General features: G+C 63.2%; 19 protein-coding genes. 10 read left to right on the top strand and 9 right to left on the bottom strand.

Annotation, left to right across the window (positions count from 1 at the left end):
• Positions 1–51 precede the first annotated feature (51 nt).
• Together xylA and xylB are read right to left on the bottom strand one after the other, a co-directional pair.
• Positions 52–1215: a xylose isomerase gene (xylA, locus tag J2X11_RS09570; RefSeq protein WP_309970004.1), complete on the bottom strand. Its 1164-nt coding sequence runs from the start codon at positions 1213–1215 to the stop codon at positions 52–54.
• Positions 1216–1227: 12 nt separating this feature from the next.
• Positions 1228–2604: a xylulokinase gene (gene xylB / locus J2X11_RS09565; RefSeq protein ID WP_309970001.1), complete on the bottom strand. Its 1377-nt coding sequence runs from the start codon at positions 2602–2604 to the stop codon at positions 1228–1230.
• Positions 2605–2739: 135 nt separating this feature from the next.
• On the opposite strand from xylB, the gene J2X11_RS09560 reads away from it, so the two are divergent.
• Entirely contained in the window at positions 2740–3165 is a 426-nt protein-coding gene (locus tag J2X11_RS09560) for a flavin reductase family protein (protein ID WP_309969999.1), read from the top strand.
• Here J2X11_RS09560 and J2X11_RS09555 read toward each other — a convergent pair.
• Positions 3153–3533 carry a DUF4383 domain-containing protein gene (locus tag J2X11_RS09555; RefSeq protein ID WP_309969996.1) on the bottom strand — a complete coding sequence of 127 codons (381 nt, stop codon included), beginning with the start codon at positions 3531–3533 and terminating at the stop codon, positions 3153–3155. The genes J2X11_RS09560 and J2X11_RS09555 overlap by 13 nt on opposite strands.
• A 74-nt stretch (positions 3534–3607) precedes the next feature.
• Here J2X11_RS09555 and J2X11_RS09550 point away from each other — a divergent pair, with 74 nt between their 5' ends.
• From J2X11_RS09550 to J2X11_RS09535, 4 genes are read left to right on the top strand one after another with little or no spacing between them, the layout of a single operon-like run.
• Positions 3608–4444 carry an alpha/beta fold hydrolase gene (locus J2X11_RS09550; protein ID WP_309969993.1) on the top strand — a complete coding sequence of 279 codons (837 nt, stop codon included), beginning with the start codon at positions 3608–3610 and terminating at the stop codon, positions 4442–4444.
• Positions 4445–4448: 4 nt separating this feature from the next.
• Positions 4449–6344, top strand: coding sequence for a 1-deoxy-D-xylulose-5-phosphate synthase (dxs, locus tag J2X11_RS09545; protein WP_309969990.1), 1896 nt, complete (start codon positions 4449–4451; stop codon positions 6342–6344).
• 15 nt (positions 6345–6359) lie between these two features.
• Entirely contained in the window at positions 6360–7253 is an 894-nt protein-coding gene (locus tag J2X11_RS09540) for a proteasome assembly chaperone family protein (protein WP_309969988.1), read from the top strand.
• A gap of 19 nt (positions 7254–7272) precedes the next feature.
• Positions 7273–8142 (top strand): acyl-CoA thioesterase, encoded by an 870-nt coding sequence (locus J2X11_RS09535; protein ID WP_309969986.1) that lies wholly within the window; start codon positions 7273–7275, stop codon positions 8140–8142.
• On the opposite strand, the gene J2X11_RS09530 is transcribed toward J2X11_RS09535, so the two are convergent.
• The 3 genes from J2X11_RS09530 to J2X11_RS09520 are packed head-to-tail and all read right to left on the bottom strand — an operon-like array spanning position 8143 to position 12301.
• Positions 8143–10017 (bottom strand): CocE/NonD family hydrolase, encoded by a 1875-nt coding sequence (locus J2X11_RS09530; protein WP_309969984.1) that lies wholly within the window; start codon positions 10015–10017, stop codon positions 8143–8145.
• Between the two features lie 51 nt (positions 10018–10068).
• The gene (locus J2X11_RS09525) at positions 10069–10953 is read right to left on the bottom strand and encodes a MaoC family dehydratase (RefSeq protein WP_309969981.1); all 885 of its coding nucleotides are present in this window, start codon (positions 10951–10953) and stop codon (positions 10069–10071) included.
• A 1-nt stretch (position 10954) separates the two neighbouring features.
• Positions 10955–12301, bottom strand: a complete 1347-nt coding sequence (locus J2X11_RS09520) for a 3-oxoacyl-ACP reductase (RefSeq protein ID WP_309969977.1) — start codon at positions 12299–12301, stop codon at positions 10955–10957.
• 159 nt (positions 12302–12460) lie between these two features.
• Between J2X11_RS09520 and J2X11_RS09515 the strand changes: the two genes are divergently transcribed.
• Positions 12461–13771, top strand: coding sequence for an acetyl-CoA C-acetyltransferase (locus J2X11_RS09515; protein ID WP_309969974.1), 1311 nt, complete (start codon positions 12461–12463; stop codon positions 13769–13771).
• A gap of 1 nt (position 13772) precedes the next feature.
• On the opposite strand, the gene J2X11_RS09510 is transcribed toward J2X11_RS09515, so the two are convergent.
• A complete protein-coding gene (locus tag J2X11_RS09510; RefSeq protein WP_309969972.1) occupies positions 13773–14432 on the bottom strand; it encodes a TetR/AcrR family transcriptional regulator in 660 nt (219 codons plus the stop codon).
• A gap of 49 nt (positions 14433–14481) precedes the next feature.
• Between J2X11_RS09510 and uvrB the strand changes: the two genes are divergently transcribed.
• The 3 genes from uvrB (at position 14482) to J2X11_RS09495 (ending at position 18594) form a co-directional block, all read left to right on the top strand.
• A complete protein-coding gene (gene uvrB, locus J2X11_RS09505; RefSeq protein ID WP_309969968.1) occupies positions 14482–16566 on the top strand; it encodes an excinuclease ABC subunit UvrB in 2085 nt (694 codons plus the stop codon).
• 85 nt (positions 16567–16651) lie between these two features.
• A complete protein-coding gene (locus J2X11_RS09500; protein WP_309969966.1) occupies positions 16652–17410 on the top strand; it encodes an aldose 1-epimerase in 759 nt (252 codons plus the stop codon).
• A gap of 191 nt (positions 17411–17601) precedes the next feature.
• Positions 17602–18594 (top strand): TerC family protein, encoded by a 993-nt coding sequence (locus tag J2X11_RS09495; protein WP_309969962.1) that lies wholly within the window; start codon positions 17602–17604, stop codon positions 18592–18594.
• Between the two features lie 12 nt (positions 18595–18606).
• On the opposite strand, the gene J2X11_RS09490 is transcribed toward J2X11_RS09495, so the two are convergent.
• Positions 18607–20022, bottom strand: a complete 1416-nt coding sequence (locus J2X11_RS09490; protein ID WP_309969958.1) for an APC family permease — start codon at positions 20020–20022, stop codon at positions 18607–18609.
• Between the two features lie 98 nt (positions 20023–20120).
• Here J2X11_RS09490 and J2X11_RS09485 point away from each other — a divergent pair, with 98 nt between their 5' ends.
• A complete protein-coding gene (locus J2X11_RS09485) occupies positions 20121–21401 on the top strand; it encodes a cytochrome P450 (protein ID WP_309969955.1) in 1281 nt (426 codons plus the stop codon).
• Here J2X11_RS09485 and J2X11_RS09480 read toward each other — a convergent pair.
• Positions 21398–21787, bottom strand: a complete 390-nt coding sequence (locus J2X11_RS09480) for a hypothetical protein (RefSeq protein WP_309969952.1) — start codon at positions 21785–21787, stop codon at positions 21398–21400. The genes J2X11_RS09485 and J2X11_RS09480 overlap by 4 nt on opposite strands.
• Between the last annotated feature and the right edge of the window lie 19 nt (positions 21788–21806).

Below are 21806 nucleotides of genomic sequence, written 5' to 3'. Positions count from 1 at the left end.
CAGTGTTCTGCCTGCGCAGGTGCTCCGTACCGCCCGGACGGGTGGCCGTCACTAGCCGCGAACTCCGTAGAGGTGCTCGAGAGCAAGCTGGTCGAGCTTCTCAAAGCCTGCGCCGTACGCAGCCAGCTCGTCCGCCGACGGACCGGTCGACGCCTCGAGCTCGCTCCACGTCTCGCCCTCGTTGAGCGTCGGCTTCGCGAGCTCAGGGAGCTTGGCAGCAACCAGCGCTGCCTGGACTTCAGGATCGGCACGGAAGGCAATCGCCTTCTCGCGCAGGATCAGGTAGTTGGTCATGCAGGCTTCGGCTGCAACCCACACGCCGTTGTCGTCCTCGGTGCGCGGCGTCTTGAAGTCGAAGTGCACCGGCCCGTCGTATCCACCAGCCAGTAGCGTGTCGACGACCCAGAAGGCACCGCGGGAGTTGCCGGCGCCGAAGCGGAAGTCCTGGTCGTAGCGCGGTCCGCTCTGTCCGTTGAGGTCGATGTGGAAGAGCTTGCCCTGCCACATGGCCTGCGCGTAGCCGTGCGCTGCGTTGAGGCCGGCCATCTCCTCATGCCCGATCTCCGGGTTGACGCCGACGCCTTCCTTGCGGTCGAGAGTCTCGATGAACGCCAATGCGTGCCCGATGGTCGGCAGCAGGATGTCGCCGCGGGGCTCGTTGGGCTTGGGCTCGATGGCGAACTGGATGTCGTAGCCCTTGTCGTGGACGAACTCGCCGAGGACGTTGAACGCCTCGCGGTAGCGATCGAGTGCGGCAGCGACGTCCTTGGCAGCGCCGGACTCGGCACCTTCACGGCCGCCCCAGCAGACGTAGACCTTGGCACCCAGCTCGGCGGCGAGGTCGATATTGCGCATCACCTTGCGGATCGCGAAGCGGCGGATCTCACGATCGTTGGACGTGAAGCCGCCGTCCTTGAACACGGGATGACCGAACAGGTTGGTCGTTGCAGTCGTCACCACGAGGCCAGTGTCGGCAAGACCCTTCTTCCAACGCTCGATGATCTTGTCGCGGCTCGCGTCGTCGGAGCCGAACGGGATCAGGTCGTCGTCATGGAAGTTGACGCCGTACGACCCGATCTCCTTGAGCTTCTCGAGGGCGTAGATCGGGTCCATCGGCTCACGTGTCGGCTCACCGAACGGATCGCGTCCGGGATAGGCGACAGTCCACAGTCCGAAGGAAAACTTGTCGGAAGGTGATGGGGTGGGGATGCTCATGGCAACACTTTCTTAGATGGTTTCGCGGTCGCGAAGAAGTGCGTAGGCCTCACGCACCAGAGGGGTCGGTTCTGCTTCATACGTCTCGGACGCGACCGGCGCCCAGGCTGGGGGTTCAGGCGTACCGGCGAGTGCCCAGGCTGCCTGACGTGCCGCGCCGAGGGCGACGTACTCGCCAGGGGCTGGGACGGTCACCGGGCGGCCGAAGATTGCGGGCGCGAGCGTACGTATGGCCGGATTGCTTGCCGCGCCACCCACCATCAGGATGCGTTTCGGCGAAGTGCCGGTCGTCGCGCTGAGATGGTCAATCGCATCGGCGAGCGAGCACAGGAGTGCCTCGACCGCGGCCCGGGCGAGGTCTTCGCGGGTCGTGGCGGTCGTCAGACCTGCCCAGGTACCGGTGGCGTCGGGACGACTCGGCGTACGTTCGCCGTCGTAATAGGGGAGCACCGTGAGTCCGTTGGCACCCGATGGGGCGGCGAGTGCGAGGCGCGCCAACTCGTCGTGATCGACACCGAGCAGAGTCGACTGCAGCTCGAGAATGCGGGCAGCGTTGATCGTGGCAACGAGCGGCAGGAAGCGAGAAGTCGCATCGGCAAATCCAGTGACAGATCCGGTTGGGTCGGAGACCGGTTCGTTGGTGATGGCCGAGGCGACACCGGACGTACCGATCGACACGACAACATCGCCGGGCTTCAGGTCGAGGGCGAGTGCCGCCGCCATGTTGTCGCCTGTGCCGGCCGCGACTTTGAGCCCGGAAGCGGTCACCGCGGCCACCTCTGACGAGGCGACAATGCGGGGGAGTTCGACGGGGTGACCGATGGCTGCTTCGGCCAAATCAGGTCGCCAGGCGTCGTCGCGGGTAGAGAAATAGCCAGTCCCGGAAGCGTCACCGCGATCCGTGAACGGGTCACCGCCGCCGACAATGTGGCGGGAGACGTAGTCGTGGGGGAGCAGGACTCGTGTCGTACGAGCGGCGGCATCTGGTTCATGGTCGCGAAGCCACCGCAGCTTGGTTGAGGTGAACGATGCAACGAGCACGCTGCCGACGGCCTCGGCACAGGCGGCCGGGCCACCCATCTCCTCGATCAGATCGAGCGCTTCCTGGCTGGACCGCGTGTCGTTCCACAGGATCGCGTCATGTACGGGGGAGTCGGCGTCGTCGAGCGCCACCATGCCGTGTTGCTGGCCACCAACGGCGATGGCCTCAGCCCGCTCAACCAACCCAGCCGACGCCTTGTCGAAGGCATCGAGCCAGCCCCGTGGATCGACCGAAGTGCCGGTCGGATGTGGCGCATGCTGGCTCTCCAGAACGGCTCCGGAATCGGCGTCCACCAGAAGTGCCTTCGTCGACTGCGTAGAGGAGTCGACGCCGATCACCAAGGTCATAGAACAGGTTTAGTATGAGTCGTGAATTAAGTCAAGAGCGACAGACCGTACGCTGACATCGTGACAATTCATTCTGACCACCCGTTCCTACCGCCCAGTGGAGATCGTGATCCTTTGCGGCAGCTACGAGGACGCATGCCGGCGCCCGTCACGGTCTGGGCAAGCGGCGTGGATGCGAGCCGTTCAGGCCTCACGGTCTCGTCCGTGATCGTCGCGAATGGTGAACCCGCCCATGTTCTGGCAGTCATCGATGCTGACTCCAACTGGTGGACTTCAGGCCCCGAGACTGTGGCCGTCAACGTATTGGCTGAGGATCATCGCTTCCTTGCCGATGCGTTCGCAGGCACGGCTCCTGCACCGGGAGGGCCCTTCACATTGGGCACCTGGACCGAGAGCACCTGGGGCCCAGTCCTCGCTGACAGCGCTGGATGGCTCGGCATACGCCTTCTCGAAGAGACGCGCGAGGTCGGTTGGGGACTGCTCGTCGAGGGTGTCGTGGAGCATGTCGAGCCAGGCGAGGCGGACGCACTGATCCACCTTCGCGGTCGCTACGAGGTCTGAGCCACGACCTTCTTGCCCGTGGCAAGGAGCGCCAGCGCGTACGCGGCGACGATGGCTGCGTGGAAGACCAGGTCGCGTGTCGTCGGCAGGTTGAACAAGCCGAACGGGATCGTGTCGAACAGCATCCAGATCACGACGGGCAGGTTGGTCGCGATGATCAACCAGGCGAACAGCTTGGACAGGTCGGCACGTGGGGCGACTGCGAGGGCCGTGGCCCACAGGAAGATGCCAGAAAGGGCATGCCACCCGTTCCAGTCCATCCAAAGGAAGGTTTCCGCGGTCGCGTTGTCGCCAACAGCGAAGTCGGGATTGACGATCAATCCACCGATCGAGTGCGCGAGGAAGACCACCCCGAGGACGAGGTTCATCTTCTGAAGAAACGTCCAGCTTTTCATGTCGGCTCCGATCCACATTCAGCATAGTGACGTGGCATGCTCGGCGGATGACTCTCATTGATGCCAACGGTGTGAAGATCAACATCACAGACTCGGGCGCTCCTGCGGGCAACGCAGATGCTGCGACGGTCGTGTTCGGACATGGCCTGCTCTTCAGCGGGCACATGTTCGAGGCTCAGATCGAGCGCCTTCGGTCGACGTACCGCTGCGTGACGATCGACTGGCGCGGACAGGGCAAGACTCCCGCCACGGATGACGGGTACGACATGGACACGCTGTCGCTCGACGCAGCTGCAGTCATTGAGAGTCTCGGCGTCGGGCCGGTGCACTACGTCGGTCTGTCTATGGGTGGGTTCGTCGGTATGCGCCTCGCCGCGCGTCGGCCGGAGCTGCTGCGCTCGCTCGCACTCCTCGATACCAGCGCAGGGCCCGAGGACCCGGCGATGGCGAAGCAGGATCGACTGCTGTGCAAGGTCTATCGAGTTGTTGGAATCAAGCCGCTCGCGGGCAAGGTCGGAAAACTGATGTTCGGACCCACCTTCCTCGCTGATCCGGCGTCGAAGCCGGACATCGAACGCTGGAAGGCCGGAGTCTCCGCCGTCGAACGTCCTGGACTCGTGAAGGCGATTCTCGGCGTCGTGGACCGCCTCCCCGTGACGGCCGAGCTCGACAAGATCTCGACTCCGACGTTGATCGTCGTCGGCGAGGACGATGTGGCCACTCCTGTGTCCAGGTCGGAAGCCATCGCAGCCGGAATCAAGGGGTCTGTGCTCAAGAAGGTCAAGGATTGCGGGCATTCCAGCACGGTCGAGCAGCCGGAGATCTTGGCTGACCTGATCGAGGAGTTCCTGACTGCGCAGGACAAGGGCGACTCGATAGACTGACCCAATGGCCGACGCGCAGCAGGATGTTCTTGCGAAACTGACCGGGCCCGCCGATCTGCGCGGACTCGATGAAGCAGCGCTCGGTCAGCTCGCGAAGGAGATTCGTGAGCTGCTCATCTCTTCGGTGGCCTCCAACGGTGGCCACCTCGGGCCAAACCTCGGCGTCGTAGAGCTGGGGATCGCGATCCACCGAGTGTTCGAATCTCCCAACGACCGCGTCGTGTGGGACACCGGCCACCAGGCGTACGTGCACAAGATGCTGACGGGTCGTGCTGGCCAGTTCGGTGAGCTGCGTCGCGAGGGCGGGCTGTCGGGCTACCCGAGCCGTGCCGAGTCCGAGCACGACTGGGTCGAGAACTCGCACGCGTCGACGAGCCTGTCGTACGCCGACGGTATGGCCAAGGCCAACTACCTGCTCGGCAAGGACGACCACGTGGTTGCCGTGATCGGTGACGGTGCCCTCACCGGCGGCATGGCGTGGGAAGCGCTCAACAACATCGCTGCTGACAACGACCGCAAGCTGGTCGTGATCGTCAACGACAACGGCCGGTCCTACACGCCGACTGTTGGTGGACTGGCGAACCGGCTGACCGAGATCCGCACCAACCCGCGCTACGAGCCAGCGTTGGGCGCGATCAAGGATCGACTCAACCGATCCCGGCGTGTCGGGCCCGCGACATACGAGGCCCTCCACGCGATCAAGAAGGGCGTCAAGGACGCCTTGGCCCCTCAGGGGATGTTCGAGGACCTCGGGCTCAAGTACATCGGCCCCGTTGACGGGCATGATCGACCTGCCGTCGAACGCGCACTCACGGCCGCCAAGAAGTTCGGCGGCCCGGTTTTGGTGCACGTGCTGACGACCAAGGGTCAGGGCTACGACATTGCCGTCGCCAACGAGAACGACCAGATGCATCAAGCCAACCCGTTCGACGTACAGACCGGCGAAGCCGTCAGCGTCGCACCGGCGGGCTGGACCTCGGTGTTCCGCGACGAGATAGTGCGTATCGCCGATGAGCGTCCGGATGTCGTGGCCATCACCGCGGCGATGCTCTACCCGGTGGGCCTCGACGCATTCGCCGACAAGTTCCCCGACCGCGTTTTTGACGTCGGCATCGCCGAGCAGCATGCGGTCACCAGCGCGGCTGGACTCGCGATGGGCGGCCTCCATCCGGTCGTCGCCGTCTATGCGACGTTCCTCAACCGCGCGTTCGACCAGGTGCTGCTCGATGTCGCTCTGCACAAGTGCGGCGTGACCTTCGTTCTCGACCGGGCTGGCGTGACGGGCGATGACGGTGCCAGCCACAACGGCATGTGGGACATGTCGCTGATGCAGATGGTGCCGGGCCTCCACCTGGCCACACCTCGCGACGGTGTTCAGCTCCGCGAATTGCTTCGCGAGGCGGTCGACATCGAGAACGCTCCGAGCGTTGTTCGATTCTCCAAAGGTGCTGTGTGTGACGACCTCCCGGCGATCGAGCGCATCGGCACGTACGACGTGCTCTCACGCGACAAGGCGAAGGACGTACTGATCATCGCCATCGGCGCGTTCGGACATCTGGGCGCCGCAACAGCCGACCTGGTTCGCGCAGAAGGCCACGGCGTCACTGTGGTTGATCCCCGGTGGGTCAAGCCGCTCGACCCCAAGCTCGTGCAGTTGGCGGCGGAATACTCGCTGGTCGTGACGATCGAGGACAACGGCCGCCACGGTGGCGTCGGCTCCGCCATCACGCAGGCCGTACGTGATGCCGACATCCTCACCCCGATCGAGGTGCACGGTGTCGAGCAGGAGTTCCTCGACCACGCCAAGCGTGACGTCATCCTCGAGCGTCTCGGCCTCACCCCGAAGGCGATCGCAGATGACACCATCGCAGCCCTCGCCCGGAATACCCGCAAGCTGTGAGTAGTTGATCTAGACGTGGCCTGGAACCCCCGCAACCGTAAGTCCGCTGCCGAGCCCGGCACCGGACCGGTGCTGATTCACGCCCTGGACGGTTTCCTCGGTGCGGGTTCTGCCTCGCGCCTTGCCGCCAATCAGCTGCGTTCTGGCAACGGCAAGATCATGCACGAGTTCGACCTCGACGCGATGTTCGACTACCGAGCACGCCGGCCGATGATCGCGTTCAGCGAGGACCGCTACGTCGAGTACGCCGACCCGACGCTGCAGATCGTCCTCGAGCACGACGCCAACGGCACCCCGTACCTTCTCCTCGCCGGTCCCGAACCTGATTTCGCGTGGGAGGCGTTCATCGCCGAGACCCACGAGGTCATCGAAGACCTTGGTGTCCCGCTGACGCTTGGGCTCGGTGCCGTTCCGATGGGCGTTCCGCACACCCGGCCGCCGATGATCACGGCTCATGGCACTCGTCCGGAACTGGTCGATCGCAAGAACCTCTGGTCCGCGCAGGTCACTGTGCCCTCGTCGGCACAGTCGCTGCTTGAATTTCGACTCGGTCAGTGGGGGCATGACGCGGCTGGCTACGTCGTGCACGTGCCGCACTACCTCGCAGGCATTGACTACCCGCCTGCAGCCATTGCCTTGATCGATGCGCTCGTCGACCGTACGGGCCTCAGCATCGACGTCGAAGGTCTGCGTTCGCGGCAGAACGATGCGATTGCGGAGATCGAGGAGCAGATCGAGCAGCAGGGTGGCGCCGAAGTGCTGTCGGGCCTTGAGGAGCAGTACGACGCGTTCACGCGAGGTGCTGCCGAGTCGCTGCTGGCCAGCGACGAAGAGCTGCCCAGCGGTGACGAACTGGCCGACCAGTTCGAACAGTTCCTTGCGCGTCAGCGCAAGAACGATCAGGGCTGACCCCCGCTAGTCTTGGCCTGTGCCTGGATCCCTGAGTGAAGTTGTCGGCCTGCTTGAGCTCGAACAGCTGGAGGTAGGCCTCTATCGAGGCTCGCAGCCCGAGACATCGTCGATGACGCGCGTCTTTGGCGGCCAGGTGGCTGCGCAGGCGTTGATGGCAGCTCAGTTGACTGTGCCCGAAGATCGCTCGGTCCATTCGCTGCACATCTACTTCATCCTCGGCGGCGACCCGAGCATCCCGATCGTCTACGACGTCGAGAAGATCCGTGACGGCCGTTCCTTCACGACTCGGCGTGTCGCCGCCCGTCAGCACGGCGCGATCATCTTCTACATGACCGCTTCATTCCAAGTGGAGGAAGAAGGGTTCAACCACCAGGATTCGATGCCCGATGTGCCGTCGCCCGAGGACTCAACTCCGCTGATCGACATGATCAACACGAGCGGTCAGGAAGGTCAGGACATCTGGGATCAGGAATGGGCCTCGTTCGACCTTCGATACGTCGGCGACAACCGGGCGCCTGATGACCCGCAGCGTGAGCTCGTACCCGTGGTCCAGCGCATATGGTTCCGTGCCAACGGAGAGCTGCCCGCATCGCCGGCGATCCACAACGCGGCGTTCACCTACATCAGTGACTTCAGCCTGCTCGGCGCCTCACTGCTCCCGCATGGCGTCTTCATCGGCCAGCCTGAGGTTCAGGCAGCGTCGATCGACCACGCGATCTGGTTCCACCATCCGATGAAGGTCGACGAATGGCTTCTGTATGACCAGAAGTCTCCGTCGGCATCTGGCGCACGCGGACTGAGCACCGCCCGGGTGTTTGCCCAGGACGGCACTCTTGTCGCCACCGTGGCGCAAGAGGGTCTGATTCGCCCCGTCACGCCGCGCTGATCACTTGACGGTCGGAAGCGCCCCGACGCTCGGGAAGTTGATCGTCGACGGATACTTCGCCGAGCTGTGAACCGTCATGACCGTCAGTACACCGAGCAGATCCGGCAGCGAGGGCAGCAGGTGTGGCACGTCGAACGCTTGCACCGAAATACGGAGCTTGTGACCCGGCAGGATCTTGGCGCGCGTCGGGAAGATCTCGACGTCGATCGGTGCAACCTCACCGGCGGCGAGCTTCTTCTGCGCTGCCTTGGTGAATGGGTGGAACGGCTGGATCAGCACATTGTCGAGATAGCGCGACTTCGTCTTGTCTAGTGCGCGGTGCGAGATGACCTGCCAACCGCCGGAAAGGCGGCTGACCGTGCCGTCAGGTGCCTCGTCCTCGATCGCGACGGACAACATGCCGTCACCACCGATGCTTGAGGTGTAGAGGCGAGCGTTGATCGGACCCTGGAGCGTGACGGCCTTGGCGAGCGGCTTCGACGAGAAGACCGCACCAAGCTTGTCGTTGTACTGGTTGTCCGAGAAGCAAGGCAGGCTCGCCAGCAACAGGTTCGGGATTCCGGCAGTCCACTGGTTCGCCGACCGTGTGCAGAGACCCTGAACCGGAATCGGATAGATGTCGGAGGTGCCGTCAACGCGCGCGCCGGATGTGATGCCGCCAGGAGCGCCGCCAGTCGCGGATGATCCGCTGACCTTGAGCTTTGCGCCCTCCAGCGACGAGCCGATCCACTTCGAGTCCCGAGCCCACTTGCCGGTGCCCTGTTCGTAGTACGTCAGGTTGGCGATGTCGCTGTTGAGCCGAGCATCGTCCTTGCCCTTGAGGTAGTGGTCAAACCAGCGAAGTTGAACCTGAGCGAGCGAGCCATAGCCCGCCTTGTCGAAGCCAGTGCCGCCAGATGCCTGCAAGTGATCCCACGGTCCGATGACCAGCTTGGTCGGAATCTTGCGCTTGTTGAGGTTCTCGAAGAGCAGGGGAGTGCCGCGCTGGAACAGGTCGTACTCGCCCGACACGAAGAACGCCGGGACCTTGACCTTGTCGATCACGTTCTTGACGGATCGTTCCTTGTAGAAGTCTCCGTCGTACGCGGGCTCGCCGCCTCCGAGTGCCTGGACCAGTAGGGGCACGGTGAACGTACCCGCGCCCGTCAGGTGGTTCAGCAGTTCGGTCATGGCCGACTGCGGATCTGACGCCCCGACTGATGGCGGGATGAGGCCGGTCGCGGTGACCAGACCGAGCCACAAGGGGATGAATCCGACGTCGAGCTGGCCGCCGGAGGCAACGACGTCACGGTAGACATCCGCGCCGGGCACCTGCGGGAAGATCGCCTTGAGACCGGGAGGGTTGGCCGCAGCGGCCCACAGCTGGCTGATGCCCATGTAGGACGGTCCGCTCATACCGGTGATGCCGTTGCTCCACGGGCGCTTCGAAGAGTGCGCCCAGGTCATGACCTCGCCGCCATCCTTGTTCTCGCGGGCATCGAATGCCCGCCAAATGCCTTCGGAGCTTCCAGTACCGCGGGCATCAACCGTGAGCTGTACGTAGCCACGTTTCACGAGGTAGTCGGCCGGGGTGCCACCGAGTCCGCCAGCAGAACCGAGCGCGGTCTTGTTGTAGGCGGTGATGGTCACAATGACCGGGAGCCGCTTGGCGATTGCCTTGCCGTCTGCATCAGCTGGTCGGACGACGTCGCCGCGCAGGATGACGCCATCGGACATCGGGATGGCGACGTCCTTCTCGACAACCGTGTTGGGGTACTGCTCGCCACGAGGCTTCCAGGTCGTTACCGCAGACGCAGAGGTGAACGTCAGCATGCCGCCAACAAGGGCGAACGATGCGAAAAGCGAGAGCAGGCGTGCAAAGCGACGGGTAGTCAACGGAATCCCTCCAGAGTCGTTAGTTGATCAACGACACTGTGCAACTCAGAGTTACGAACCGGTAACAATCCGTCCAACGAGGTGTGTCACGGGCTTCTTGCTGCCCTTGACGCCAAATGCGATGCCCTTGTCATCCGCCTCGGATCCGAAGACAACGGTGCCGGGAAGGAAGATCGGCTTACGGAACTCGACCTCGGCCGTGAAGGCGTCAGGCAGCTTGTTCTGCAGTGCTGACAGGCTCCGAGCGAGAGTCCACATGCCATGGGCGATGTTGGTCTGGAAGCCGAACGCCTTGGCGGTGACGGGGTAGAGGTGAATCGGGTTGCGGTCACCCGACACCGCGCCATAGCGACGGCCGAGGTCGCCAGAGAGCTTCCAGTGCACGACACCGCTGGGGGCATCGATGCCAGTCAAGGGAGCGGCGGTCTTCTCGGCCGCACCACCCTTGTGGCGGGAGAACAGTGTGGTCACTTCGTCCCACACGATCGTTCCGTCGATACGGATCTCGGTGATGAGGTCGACTAGCGAGCCCTTGGGATGTGTACGCAGGTCAGACGCACGTACGGACACGTCGAAGGTTTCGTCAACGCCGATCGGGCGGTGCTGGGTGATGCTGTTGCGCAGGTGCACCAGCCCCATCGGGGCAAACGGGAATGCTGTATCGGTCATCAGGTTCATGTGGAGCCCGAAAGCAGCCATGTGCGGGTAGGTCGCAGGCAGTACGTCGCCGCGAGGGAATCCGCACACTTCGTTGTAGGCCTCGAGGTGTGCGCGATCAGTGGTGACACCGGCGCGCTCAAGGACCAAGTCGGGAACCGAGCCCTTGGCATGCTTGACGCCAGGAAGCCCGCCGATCACCGGAAGTGCCGGTAGGACGGCCTTGAGCATCATGGGCAGCGTCGATGGTGCCTTGCTGAACGTGCGAGTCGTCGTCATGTCAGGCGCCGATCAGAGCCTGGCCGCAGACACGGACGGTGTTGCCCGAGATCGCAGAGGAACCGGGGTTGGCGTACCAAGCAATGGCTTCGGCGACATCGATCGGCAGTCCGCCCTGCGACACCGAGCTCAGTCGACGACCGGCCTCACGGATGCCGAGAGGCATCGTCTTGACCATGTCGGTCTCGATGAAGCCCGGAGCGATCGCGTTGACCGTGATGCCGTCCTTGGCGACGCGCTTCGACAAGTCGTTGACGAAGCCGATGACGCCGGCCTTGGCTGTGCCGTAGCTCGTCTGACCGTTGTTGCCTGCGATGCCGGCAATCGAGGAGATGCCGATGACGCGGCCGCCCTTACCCAGCAACTTCTGCTTGAGCAGTTCAGCGGTGATGCGCTGCGGAGCGCCGACACTGATATCGATGACGAGGTTCCAGTTCTCGGTCTTCATGTTCTTGAGGCGCTTGTCGCGGGTGATGCCCGCGTTGTGAACGACGATGTCGACGCGACCGTGGGCATCCTTGATCGCCTTGGCGATGACCTTGGGGGCGTCGGCGGCGGTGATGTCCTCGGCGATTGAGGTGCCACCGAGCTCAGCCATCACGGCGTCGAGCTCGCTGGACAGCTGCGGTACGTCGAGGCCGACGATCGAGGCGCCATCGCGGTGCAGAGTGCGCGCCATGGCGGCACCGAGTCCGCGCGATGCACCGGTGATGAGTGCAACCTTGCCGGCCAGCGGCTTGGCGGGGTCGTAAGCATCTGCCGTGACCAGCTCGGTCAGGCCGAGGCGGATGACCTGGCCGGAGACGAACGCCGACTTGGGGGAGAGAAGGAACTCAAGGGTCGAGCCGAGCGCGTCCTCGGCGCCTGCACCGACGTACACGAGGTTGGCCGTGCTGCCGTTGCCGCCGACTTCCTTGCCAGTGGAGCGTACGAAGCCTTCGAGTGCGCGCTGTGCGATCGCGGCGGTCTCGGTGGCTGCCTGGTCGGGCAGGGCGCCGATGACGATCAGGCGGCCGGAGCTCTGGAGGCTGCGCAGGGCAGGAGTGAAGAACTGCTGCATGTCGGCGAGGCCTGCGGTGTCAGCAATGCCGGTCGCGTCAAAGACGAGAGCCTTGTAGCGCTTGTCGTCCGCACGTACGCCGACCGTAGTGATGCCACTGGCCTTGAGAGTCGCGTTGAGCTTCGCGCCGAGCGAGCCGCCCTTGGCGGAGCCGATGAGCACGGTGCCCTTGACGAGCGGATCACCTTCGGTCCAACGCTCCAACACCGGAGGGTTGGGAAGACCCAGGCTGTTGACGACGAACTTGCCGATCGGGTTGTGCGCGAGCGACTGGTAACGGTCGGTCATGGCTTGGGTGTGTCCTATCTCTCGGATACCGTGGGTATCTGGAATGCCGTTCTGAACTGTAACGTCGCTATCAGCGCCAGTCCACCAACAGGGTATGCGGCGCTCGTCACGTTCAGAACAACTCGCACACGAACACTGAGAAGACCTGAGGAGACCGCCATGGCGGAGACACCGGCCACAAAGGCACCCGCGAAGCAGACCGTACGACGGGTCGCCGTGATTGGCGGCAACCGCATTCCGTTCGCTCGCTCCAACAGCGTTTACACCAACGCATCCAACCAAGAGATGCTCACAGCAGCACTGGACGGACTCGTAACTCGTTACGGGCTCGAAGGTGAGCGCGTCGGTGAATTCGCCGCAGGTGCAGTGCTCAAGCACAGCCGTGACTTCAACCTGGCCCGCGAGACGGTGCTCGGCTCCAAGCTGTCGCCCGATACGCCCGCGTTCGACGTCCAGCAGGCGTGTGACACCGGCATCCAGGCAGCGATTCTCGTTGCCAACAAGATTTCTCTGGGCAAGATCGAGTCCGGCATCGCCGGCGGCACCGACACAACGTCAGACGCTCCGCTCGCCATCGGCGACAAGCTCCGCAAGATCCTGCTCGAGGCAAACCGCGCCAAGGACACCAAGGGCCGCGTTGCCGCGCTGCTGAAGGTTCGCCCGGCACACCTGGCGCCTGACCAGCCGCGCAACTCCGAGCCGCGTACCGGACTGTCGATGGGTGACAGCCAAGCCATCACAACCCTCGAGTGGGGTATCACTCGCGAGGCTCAAGACGAGCTCGCCGCGACGTCGCACCACAACCTCGCCAAGTCATACGACGAGGGCTGGCAGGACGATCTGGTCACGCCGTTCCTCGGTGTCGAGAAGGACAACAACCTGCGTCCCGACTCGACTGTCGAGAAGCTGGCCAAGCTCAAGCCTGTCTTCGGTCGTGGCGAAGGCGCCACGATGACCGCTGGCAACTCGACGCCGCTGTCGGATGGTGCGTCGGCGGTGCTGCTCGCCTCGGATGATGAGGCCAAGAAGCACGGTTGGACGCCGCTGGCGTACTTCGTTGACTACGAGACAGCTGCTGTCGACTACGTATCCGGCGCCGAGGGCCTGCTGATGGCTCCCGCGTACGCCGTACCGCGCATGCTCGAGCGCCAGGGCCTCACGCTCCAGGACTTCGACTTCTATGAGATCCACGAAGCATTCGCCGGCCAGGTGCTGACGACCCTCGCGGCGTGGGAAGACGCGGACTTCTGCAAGCAGAAGCTCGGCCTCGACAAGCCGCTCGGTTCGATCGACCGCTCGAAGCTCAACGTCAAGGGCTCATCGCTCGCAACGGCTCACCCGTTCGCGGCAACCGGTGGCCGCATCGTCGCCAACCTCGCCAAACTGCTGCACGAGAAGGGTTCAGGCCGCGGTCTGATCTCGATCTGCGCAGCCGGTGGCCAGGGCGTCGTAGCAATCCTCGAAGCCTGATCTACTGCGGCGCGTCGCCTCTGGCCATAGCCACGGCGCCGCGCTGCAGGTAGGCCTTCACCTCGTCGAACGGCACCGCGTCCACAGCTGGCAGTCCGGGGTTCTCGCCGCGTACTGACAGCTGCAGGGTCGCAAGGTTGAGTACGCCGAGCGCCTGCGTATAGAAGATGTTGGCCAGCAGGTACGGGTCGCGTACATGGAACTCGCCTGTGGCCGAGCCGGCTTCGAGTACGCGAACGACGTGGGACAGGCACGACGTCATACCGACGCCGAGCTTGAGCATGACCGACTCGCTGACCTCTTCGAGCAGTTCATCACCACGACGCCGCAGCAGCGCCTGAGCGCAGTCAACGAACGCGGGAAGCCCCGATCCGAAGTCGAGGAAGGCGTCGGTGATCGCTTCGAGCCTTGCGGATGGCGACGTGCTCGGGTCATCTGCTGCTGCCAAGGCCTGATCGAGTTCGGCGAGGTAGTCCACCAGCGTCATGGCGAACAACTCCTCCTTGCCGGAGAAGTGCCGATAGATGATCGCCCGGTTGATGCCGACGGCCTGGGCGATGTCCTCAATCTGGGCGTCTCGTACGCCGCGCTCGTCGAACAGTGCGCGTGTTGCATCGAGGATCTCGCGCTTGCGCTCTGCGCGACGCTGCGATGCTGGCATGAGCGCAATCCTAGAGGCTTTGTCAGTGCCACCACGTAGGCTCGACGGCATGAGGTCCGTGTCTGAACTGCGCCGTCAGGTGGCGCCATTTGAGGTCGTCTCCGACTTCTCGCCCGGTGGCGATCAGCCAGCGGCAATTGACGATCTTGAGCGTCGTATCAACGCTGGTGAGCAGGACGTCGTATTGATGGGTGCGACCGGCACAGGCAAGACGGCCACAGTCGCCTGGCTGACCGAACGGCTGCAGCGTCCGACGTTGGTGATCATGCCCAACAAGACTCTGGCTTCGCAGTTCGCGACCGAGCTGCGCGACCTGTTTCCCAACAACGCGGTCGAATACTTCGTCTCCTACTACGACTACTACCAACCCGAGGCCTACATCGCGCAGAGCGATACGTACATCGAGAAGGATTCCTCGGTCAACGAGGAGGTTGAGCGTCTCCGCCACTCGGCTACCTGGTCATTGCTGACCCGTCGGGACGTCATCGTGGTGGCTTCGGTGTCCTGCATCTACGGCCTCGGATCGGCACAGGAATACCTCAACCGCATGATCGGCTTCAAGGTTGGCGAGCAGCTCCCACGAGAGCAACTGCTTCGCACACTCGTGCAGGCTCAATACGTACGCAACGACGTCGCTTCGACCCGTGGCACGTTCCGGGTCAAGGGCGACACCGTCGAGATCTTCCCGGTCTACCAAGAGATGGCCGTACGGGTTGAGTTCTTCGGCGACGAGATCGAGCGACTCATGACTCTCCACCCGCTGACGGGCGAAGTTCTGAGCGAGGACCAAGAGCTGTTCGTCGGTGCTGCGACCCACTACGCCGCCGGCAACGACGTCATGAAGCGTGCGATCCAGACGATCGGCGTTGAGCTCGAAGAACGGCTGGCCGAGCTTGAGGGCGAAGGCAAGCTGCTCGAGGCACAGCGGCTGCGCATGCGTACGACCTACGACATCGAAATGATGGAGCAGATCGGCACCTGTGCCGGCATTGAGAACTACTCACTTCATATGGATGGTCGCGAGCCAGGTTCGGCGCCCAACTGCCTGCTCGACTATTTCCCTGAAGACTTCATGCTCGTCATTGATGAGTCGCATGTGACGGTGCCCCAGATCGGCGCGATGTACGAAGGCGACATGTCGCGCAAGCGCTCGTTGGTTGAGCACGGCTTTCGACTCCCGAGCGCCATGGACAACCGCCCGCTCAAATGGAACGAGTTCCTTCAGCGCATTGGCCAGACCGTCTACTTGTCAGCAACGCCAGGCACGTACGAGATGGAGAAGGTCAACGAGGACGTCGTCGAGCAGATCATCCGCCCGACCGGTCTGGTCGACCCCGAGGTCATCGTCAAGCCGACCAAGGGCCAAATCGACGACCTGATCGGCCAGATCCGGCTGCGAGTGGAGCGCAACGAGCGCGTGCTCGTCACGACTCTGACCAAGAAGATGTCCGAGGACCTCACCGACTACCTTCTCGAGGCCGGCATCCGTACGCGCTACCTCCACAGCGAGGTCGATACGTTGCGTCGCGTCGAGCTGCTCCGCGAGCTGCGCATGGGCGAATACGACGTGTTGGTTGGCATCAACCTCCTCCGTGAGGGTCTTGACCTTCCCGAGGTGAGCCTCGTGGCGATTCTCGATGCCGACAAGGAAGGCTTCCTACGATCAGGTCGCTCGCTGATCCAGACGATCGGTCGTGCCGCCCGCAACGTGTCGGGCCAGGTCATCATGTACGCCGACCGCATCACCGACTCGATGGAGATGGCGATCGAGGAGACCAACCGACGCCGGGCGAAGCAGGTTGCCTACAACACGGCCAACAACATCGACCCGACACCGTTGCGCAAGAAGATCGGTGACATCACCGACATGCTCGCTCGCGAGGATGCCGATACCGAGAAGCTTCTCGCCGCGACCGGCGATCACCGACGCAGGGGAGCGCCCGTACCGCTTGGGCAGCACACCGCTGACCTCGCCAACCTTCCATCGGGCGAGCTGGCTGATCTGATCGAGCAGCTCAGCGAGCAGATGCGAGCTGCTGCAGCCGAGCTCCAGTTCGAGGTTGCCGCGCGACTGCGTGACGAGATCGGTGACCTCAAGAAGGAGCTGCGCAGCATGCTCCAGGCTGGCGTCTGAGGTCTCGATACATTCGCTCGTCCCGCCCCCGCAAGCGGGAGGTGCCCCCAGCGGAAACCGACCACCGGTAGTGGAGACTGGTCGCGTGACTGACGTCCTCGACAATGGCCGAGTCCAGGCTGCGATCGATCCTTCGCGTGGCGCCCGACTGACCTCCCTGGTCATCGACGGTCACGAATTGCTCGCCGATGACGGCAGTTTCCCGATGGTTCCGTGGGCTGGCCGCGTCCGCGACGGCCTGCTGACGGTCAACGGTGAGACCTACCAGTTGCCGTTGGCCAAGGACGGCAATGCGATCCACGGACTGGGTCGAAACGTCGCCTGGGAACGTACGGCCGAGGGTATCTATCAGTGCGAGATCGGTGATCCGTGGCCGACCACAGGCATCGCAGCGTTGCAATACGAGCTCCTCCCAGGTGGCATCCGTACGACGCTCAGCTGGAATGACGGCACCGACCTACCGTGCTCGATGGGTTTGCACCCCTGGTTCCGCAGGCGTCTCGATGTCGGTGGCGACGTGCACCTGACCTTCGATCCTGACGCGATGGTGGAGCGGGGCGACGATGCGTTGCCCACCGGACGGCTCGTCAATCCGACAGCGGGACCGTGGGACGACTGCTTCCGTTTCAATGGCGCACCCGTGCTCACATGGCCCAACGCGCTGTCCATCAGCTTGACGTCGTCGTCGCCCTGGTGGGTCGTCTACGACATCCCGAACGACACGGTCTGTGTCGAGCCGCAGACCGCACCGGCTGACGCGTTCGGGCATCCCGAGCTGGAGCCAGATGGCCCGTGGCCACGCTCGATGTCGTTCGAGATCAACGCGGTCGACGAGGCACTCTGATCGGTTGGCTGCAACAATGTGTCGCGGAGGGGAGTATTCCCCGATCACAGCGTCGTCATCACGGTGGTTCCCAGCAATCACCCGGTGTTGTGGGCCCGCCAGAAGTCAAGATTGGTGCGGCGGAAGAGACCTCCGGCTCTGACCGGAGGACTCTCGTGTATCTAGCCCAAGCCGCAACAGAGAACGTCAGCATGTCGGTGTCGCAGACCGAATGGTTCGTGACCATCGCTGTCACCGTCGCTGTTCTGCTGTTCGACGTCGTCGTCGTTGCCCGCAAACCCCACGAGCCCACGCTCAAGGAATGTGCGATCTACCTCGCCGGCTATGTCGGCCTGGCCATTGCTTTCGGCATCTGGGTCACGGTTCACCACGACGTGTCCGGCAAGGGTGGCGACTTCGGCCTGCAATTCTTCGCGGGCTGGCTCACCGAATACAGCCTGTCAATCGACAATCTGTTCATCTTCTTGATCATCATGGCGAGCTTCAAGGTGCCCAGGAAGCTCCAGCAGGAAGCTCTGCTCGTCGGCATCATCATCGCTTTGGTCTTCCGCGGAATCTTCATCGCGCTCGGTGCGGTCGCGATCAACAACTTCTCGTGGGTCTTCTACATCTTCGGAGCGTTCCTGCTCTGGACGGCTTGGACTCTCGCCAAGGACACTGACCACGATGACGACGGCGAGAACGGCGTGGTCCGTTTTGCTCGCCGGTTCTTCAACACCAAGAACGAGTGGCACGGTCTGAAGCTGTTCATCAAGGAGAACAAGAAGACCTACATCACGCCGATGTTCTTGGTCATCCTGTCGCTCGGCACGACCGACCTGCTGTTCGCGCTCGATTCGATCCCCGCGATCTACGGCCTCACCCAGGAGCCGTACCTGGTCTTCACGGCGAATGTGTTCGCATTGATGGGACTTCGCCAGCTCTACTTCCTGCTCGGCGACCTGCTCAAGAAGCTCATCTACCTGTCGCAGGGTCTCGCCGTCTTGCTGGCGTTCATCGGCGTCAAGCTCGTGCTGCACGCGTTGCACACCAACGAGTTGCCCTTCATCAACGACGGCAAGCACATCGACGTACCCGAGATCCCGACACTGCTGAGCCTCGGCGTGATCGTCGGAATCCTGTCGATCACGGCGATCGTCAGCCTGACCGTGTCGAGCCGACGCGAGCGCGAAGCACGGGGTTAGTCGACTACTGGGCTAGGGGATGTCATGCGGGGGAATGTCGTCGGGATCTGTGATCTCGAGGTCTTCTCCCTGGCTACGACGGTGCAGGTAGATCGGAACCGAGAGCACCAGGCCGATTCCAAGCAAGATGCCTGCCACCTCGTACTGCTCGCCATCGCGCCCTGACAACGGAGTCACCAAGTAGAGACAGGTGATCGCGCCCAGGACGGCGATCATGGTGCGCGTGCGGAAGTGATCGTGTTCGACACGGTCGTAGCGCAGCACCAACACGGCGACGTTGACCACAGCAAACACGCCAAGCAGCAGCAATGCAGTCGTCCCGCCGAGTACGGCGATGGCGTCGTCGCTGGCGTTCGACACGTACGCGATCAGCCCGTACGAGAGTGCTGTGGTGAAAAGGATCGCGGCCCACGGAGTCCGGTTCTTCTGGTGCACCTTCGAAAGCGACTTGGGCAGCACGCCTTGACGCGACATTCCGTAGAGGAGCCGGCTCGCCATCATCATGTTGATGAGTGCCGAGTTGGCCACCGCAAACATGGAGATGAACGGCAAGATCTTGTCCATCGGGAAGTCTGGTGCGCCGGCCTTGACGACCTCGACCAGGGGAGTGTCGCTCGCTGCGAGCTCACCAACCGGGACGAGTGCGACAGCGAAGATCGACACCAGGATGTAGATGACGCCGGTGATGCCGAGCCCGGTGAGCATCATCTTGGGGAAGATCTTGGCGGGCTCGTGGCATTCCTCGGCCATGTTCACGGAGTCCTCGAAGCCGACCATCGCGAAGAATGCCAACGACGTTGCAGTAGTCACCGCGAGGAACACGTTCTTGTCGTCCGGGGTGTCGAAAGCCACCGCTCGACTGAAGTCGGCATCACCGATTGCGTAGAAGCCAATCAGGATCACGATGAGCAGGCCGGAGAGTTCGACGAGAGTCAGTACGACATTGGCCTTGACGCTCTCGCTGACGCCTCGGAGGTTGATGGCCATCACCAGGGTCATGAAGGCGAGGGCGATCAGCATGATCTGGGTATTGCTGGCTTCCCATTCGATACCCGTCGCCAGGTTGGCCGCAAAGGCACGGGAGGCCGTCGATGCTGACGTGATACCCGAACACATCACCGCGAACGCGACGATGAAGGTGAAGAAGTGGACGCCGAACGCCTTGTGCACGTAGAGCGCCGCGCCGGCAGCCTGCGGGTACTTCGTGACGAGCTCGAGGTAGGAGAAGGCCGTCAGCGTTGCAACGATGAATGCCACCAGGAACGGCAGCCATGCAGCGCCGCCAACTTCCGCAGCGACTTGTCCGGTGAGCGCGTACACGCCAGTGCCGAGGATGTCGCCGACGATGAACAGCAGCAGGAGCTTTGGACCCATCACTCTGCGAAGAGTGGTGTCCTGTTGTCCGCTGCCTGCCGTGTCGACGCTCATGTCCGCTACCCCCAATAAGCCGCGGGATGCCCCGCGTGTTGTTCTCACCTTTAACCGGTTGGCACGGGCTCGCAACCGCTCGGTGTAGTTTCAACTCCGTGATTCAGGTCAAATCTCGCGTCGCCGGATGGGTCGGCAAGCTCGTTGTGCGACGCATTCAGAAGAAGGGGATTGACCTTTCACGCCTGTCCTTCATCCCGGAGAAGACAAAGGTGCCGCTGCAGCGCACGGGTCTCGACCCGGTTCCGCGCATTGCTGAGATCCGCAAGACGACGCCGATGCATCGCCTCGATCTGCCGTTCAACTTCAACATCTACCTGGTGACCGGGTACGAGGAATCGCGCCGGATCCTGACGGACCGCGACTCGTACTCCAACGACATTCGCCACATGTTCCACGGCGACGGCCCAGCCACGTCTGATGACATCGGCGGTCTGGGATTCACCGATCCGCCGCTGCACACCCGTCTCCGAAAGATCGTCACCCCAGAGTTCACGATGCGTCGTCTGGCACGCCTCGAGCCCATGATCAGCGACATCGTCGACAGCCGACTTGATGCATTGGCTGCAGAGGGCTCCGGCGCGGACCTCGCCAAACACGTTGCTTTCCCGGTGCCTTTCCAGACAATCTGTGCGCTCCTCGGACTCGACTACGAGGACCGAGACGCGTTCGAGAAGCTGGGCAGTGCGCGCTTCGACGCCACCAATGGCGGCGCCGCGGCCTTTGGTGCGGTGTCGGAGCAGCGCGAGTTCCTCTTCGCGACGGTCGCCAAGCAGCGCAAGGAGCCGGGTCCCGGACTGATTGGGCAGATCCTGCTCGATGAGGGCGACTTGATCAGTGACGTCGACCTCGCGGGTCTCGCCGACGGCGTGTTCACGGGCGGGTTCGAAACCACAGCCGGGATGATCGCGCTCGGCACGATCGTGTTGCTGCGCGACCCCGCGTACGCAGACATGATCCGCAACGGTTCCCCCGAGGACGTTGACCGGGTCGTCGAAGAACTGCTCCGTTACCTGTCAGTCGTGCAGGTCGCGTTCCCTCGTTTCGCCAAGCAGGACATGTTGCTGTTCGGCAAGAAGATCAAGGCCGGCGACGTCGTGCTTGCGTCGCTGAGTGGCGCGAACCGTGATCCCAAGGTCGTGGGGGAGCGACCTGAGGAGTTCGACCCCTACCGCGTGCCGGAGAGCGGTCACCTGGCATTCGGGCATGGCATCCACCGCTGCATCGGTGCCGAGCTCGCTCGTATGGAACTGCGCATAGCGCTCCCGCGTCTGTTCCAACGCTTCCCGGATCTCGCATTGGCGAAGCCGCAAGAAGAGCTGAGCTTCCGTCAGCTGTCATTCGTGTACGGCGTAGATGAACTCCCCGTCACGTTCTAGGTCAGCGTCTCGTCCGGCTCGTCAATGGGACTGCCATCGGTGCACTGCCCCAGAGTGATCGCCTTATTGCGTGCGAAGTGCTCTGACGAGCGCGCCGCTTCCGGATAGGCGGCCGGCTCGAGATTGGCGTAGTACTCGACGGCATCGAGCAAGGCGTCTGCCTCCGGCTCGGGATCTTCTTTCGCGTTGATCTTCGCCGGCTTCTTGGCCTTCACGAAATGGCGCACGGTCTCGGCGTAGTCCTGCCGGTTGAACGCGTTGATGCCTTTTCGGACCTCTGTACAGACTTGCTGTTGCAGCTCAGCAGGTGTCGGATCGTTGCTGTCGGACCTCCCGGACGAACATGCCGCCAACGTCAACAGCAGCGCGATCCCGAGAGCCCTCATACCTACGACGCTAGGTGCT

The organism is Aeromicrobium panaciterrae (genome assembly GCF_031457275.1).
GTDB classification, from domain to species: Bacteria; Actinomycetota; Actinomycetes; order Propionibacteriales; family Nocardioidaceae; genus Aeromicrobium; species Aeromicrobium panaciterrae_A.
The sequence above is the reverse complement of the archived record's forward strand: the minus strand, read 5'-3'. Positions and strand labels throughout refer to the sequence as shown.